Here is a 2,661-nt window from a genome sequence, read left to right as displayed (position 1 = left end):
GTGCTGCTGCTGTGGGTGTGCTGGAAGATGTGGCGCGAGCTGCAGGAATCGGCGACCCACGACCAGGCCGAGGCCCAGGCCGAGCTGGAACTCGCCATCGCCATCGAGCACGGAAAAGGCCCCTCGCCCGAGGAAATGGGCCTGAAGCGCAAGACCTTCGGCGCGGCCCTGGTCCAGATCCTGATCGCCGACGTGACCATGTCGCTGGACAATGTGCTGGCCGTCGCCGGTGCGGCGCACGACCATCCGTGGATCATGGTCTTCGGCCTGGTGCTGTCGATCGGCCTGATGGGGGTTGCGGCGACCTATATCGCCAAGCTGCTGAGCAAGTACCGCTGGATCGGCTATGTCGGTCTGGTCATCGTGCTGTACGTCGCCCTGCACATGATCTGGGACGGCTATCGCTCGACCGTGGTCCGGGCCCTGGCGGTCCAGTCGCACAATGCGCGCGCCCCGGCCTTCCTCGATATCTCGGCCGAAGAGGTCCAGAAATCCTGCCGGCCCGAGGTGGGTGAAAAGCTGACGGTCTGTCTGGCCCAGAAGGCGATCGCCAAGCCTTAAGGGTGCGTCGATGAGCAAACGCCTGGAGCAGATGCGGGCCAGTCCGTCAAACGACTGGCGCATTCGCGATGTCGAAGCTCTGTGCAAGGAACACGGCCTGACATGCTCGCCACCCCGCGGCGGCAGATCGCACTACAAGATCGCTCACCCGGCTGTCGCGGACATGCTCAGCATCCCATTCGCGCGTCCGATCAAGTCCGTGTATATTCGCAAACTCGTCCAGATGGTGGACGCGGTTTCGAGGGCGTGATGTCGCCGTTGTCCTACCCAGTTCTGGTTCGCCCGCTCAGTGAAGACGAAGGCGGCGGCTATCTGGCCACGGTACCCGACCTGCCGGGATGCATGAGCGACGGCGAGACCCCGGAAGAGGCGATCGTCAATGTGCGTGACGCCATCCTCTGCTGGTTCGAGATGGCCGAAGAGATGAACCGGCCCGTCCCACCACCGTCGATCGAGTTGAAACTGGCCTCCTGACGCCGCTTCACTTTGGGCCCAACCGGCGCCACCATCAGATCGGGCGATTGCCGCGCCATGACGGCTGAGGGGGACCACCATGCGCCATATCCGACTGATCGCGGTCGCCTGTCTGCTGGTCGCGGCCTGTGACGAGCCCGCGCCGGAACCGGCTTCGGCGCCAGAGGTCGCGGCCCCTGTTGCGGCCACCCCGGAACCCGCTCCGACGCCCGCCGTCCTGACCGACCTCGCGGAGACCGATCCCGCCCGTGCCCCGATCGTGGCGGCGCTGGATGCGGCCGTGGCGCGGTCGCTGGGCGTACCGGCGAAAGTTAACGTCGAGATCGCGCGCGCCGAGGGCGATTGGGCCTATGTCTCAGGCCCCGCCGTGGCGGCCGACGGCACCGACCTCGACCTGTCGAAGACCAATATGGCCCGCGCCGCCGAGGAAGGCATGATGGACGGGACCACCGTCGTCGCCCTGCTCAAGCGCACCGCAGGCGTCTGGTCCGTCGCGGAGATGGCCGTGGGTCCCACCGACGTCCCCGCCGTCGCCTGGCCGCGCCAGTATGGCGTCAGCCCGGCCCTGGTCGGCATGGAAGAGGCCGAGGGCGGCGAGGCCTAAGCCGCCTCCGCCCCGCCGAACCGTTCGGTCCACTCCGCAACCTGAATGTCCTCGATCTTCTTGAACAGCACCTCGGCGGCCTGAACCGGCTGGCCGACCGGCAGGGCCGTGGTCCAGTCCTCGCCGGGTGCCGGCCAGGTCAGGTCCGTCGCGCCGACGGACGCCGCGATCTTGACCGCCGAGAACGGCATCACCGGCGCGGCCAGCCGGGCGAACAGGGCGACGAGGTTCAGCCCCATCCGCACCCCCACCGCCGCCTGGACCGGGTCGGTCTTGAACGCGGTCCAGGGCGCGGCGACCTGCAGATATTCGTTACCGAGCACCCAGACGGCGCGGATCGCCTGACAGGCCTTCCTGAACTCCATGGCCTCCAGGGCGGCGGTGGCTTCGGCCAGGCCCGCCTCGACGTCGGCGATCAGTTTCGCCTCCACCGGGCCGGGCTCGCCACCGTCCGGCACCACGCCGTCGAACTTGGATTCCGTGAACTTGACGATACGGTTGACGAAATTGCCCAGGACGTCGGCCAGGTCCTTGTTCGTCGTCGACTGGAACTGTTCCCAGGTGAAGGCCGCATCCGACCCTTCCGGCCCATAGGCCGTCAGGTGCCAGCGCCAGTAGTCGGCGGGCAGCAGCTCCAGCGCCTGATCCATGAAGACCCCGCGCTTGCCCGAGGTCGAGAACTTGCCGCCGTACCAGTTCAGCCAGTTGAAGGCCTTGAGCTGATCCACCGTCTTCCACGGCTCGCCCGAGCCGATGATGGTCGCGGGGAACGACACGGTGTGGAAGGCCACGTTGTCCTTGCCCATGAACTGGACGTAGCGGACGTCGCCCGCCCCCTCGTCCAGCCGCCACCAGTCGCGCCAGGTCCGACCGTTCGCGTCGGCCCACTCCTCGGTCGCGCCGATGTATTCGATGGGAGCGTCGAACCACACATAGAAGACCTTGCCCTCCATGCCCGGTCGCGGCCCGCCGTCGGGCCCCACCCCCCGCACGCCCCCCGCCCGGTCGCGGGTGATCCCCCG

The 2,661-nt window shown here is 67.7% G+C and carries 5 protein-coding genes; 4 read left to right on the top strand and 1 reads right to left on the bottom strand.

Going from position 1 to position 2,661, the window contains the following annotated elements:
• The 4 genes from ACILQR_RS16435 to ACILQR_RS16420 all read left to right on the top strand — a co-directional run.
• Positions 1–561: TerC family protein (locus ACILQR_RS16435; RefSeq protein ID WP_395652433.1), on the top strand; the 561-nt coding region annotated here is incomplete at its 5' end.
• 10 nt (positions 562–571) lie between these two features.
• On the top strand, positions 572–811 hold the full coding sequence (locus ACILQR_RS16430; protein WP_395652432.1) for a hypothetical protein: 240 nt from the start codon (positions 572–574) through the stop codon (positions 809–811).
• The gene (locus ACILQR_RS16425) at positions 811–1,035 is read left to right on the top strand and encodes a type II toxin-antitoxin system HicB family antitoxin (protein WP_395652431.1); all 225 of its coding nucleotides are present in this window, start codon (positions 811–813) and stop codon (positions 1,033–1,035) included. The genes ACILQR_RS16430 and ACILQR_RS16425 overlap by 1 nt, the downstream gene beginning before the upstream one ends.
• A 79-nt stretch (positions 1,036–1,114) precedes the next feature.
• A complete protein-coding gene (locus ACILQR_RS16420; protein WP_395652430.1) occupies positions 1,115–1,639 on the top strand; it encodes a hypothetical protein in 525 nt (174 codons plus the stop codon).
• Here the strand turns inward: ACILQR_RS16420 and ACILQR_RS16415 are convergent.
• Positions 1,636–2,661: methionine--tRNA ligase (locus tag ACILQR_RS16415; RefSeq protein WP_395652429.1), on the bottom strand; the 1,026-nt coding region annotated here is incomplete at its 5' end. The genes ACILQR_RS16420 and ACILQR_RS16415 overlap by 4 nt on opposite strands.

The sequence above is a fragment of the Brevundimonas sp. genome (genome assembly GCF_044239655.1).
Classification (GTDB): domain Bacteria; phylum Pseudomonadota; class Alphaproteobacteria; order Caulobacterales; family Caulobacteraceae; genus Brevundimonas.
The sequence above is the reverse complement of the archived record's forward strand: the minus strand, read 5'-3'. Positions and strand labels throughout refer to the sequence as shown.

Coding starts and splice junctions, on each gene's coding strand:
- ACILQR_RS16430 (WP_395652432.1), top strand. CDS start 572: ATGAGCAAACGCCTGGAGCAGATGCGGGCCAGTCCGTCAAACGACTGG.
- ACILQR_RS16420 (WP_395652430.1), top strand. CDS start 1,115: ATGCGCCATATCCGACTGATCGCGGTCGCCTGTCTGCTGGTCGCGGCC.
- ACILQR_RS16425 (WP_395652431.1), top strand. CDS start 811: ATGTCGCCGTTGTCCTACCCAGTTCTGGTTCGCCCGCTCAGTGAAGAC.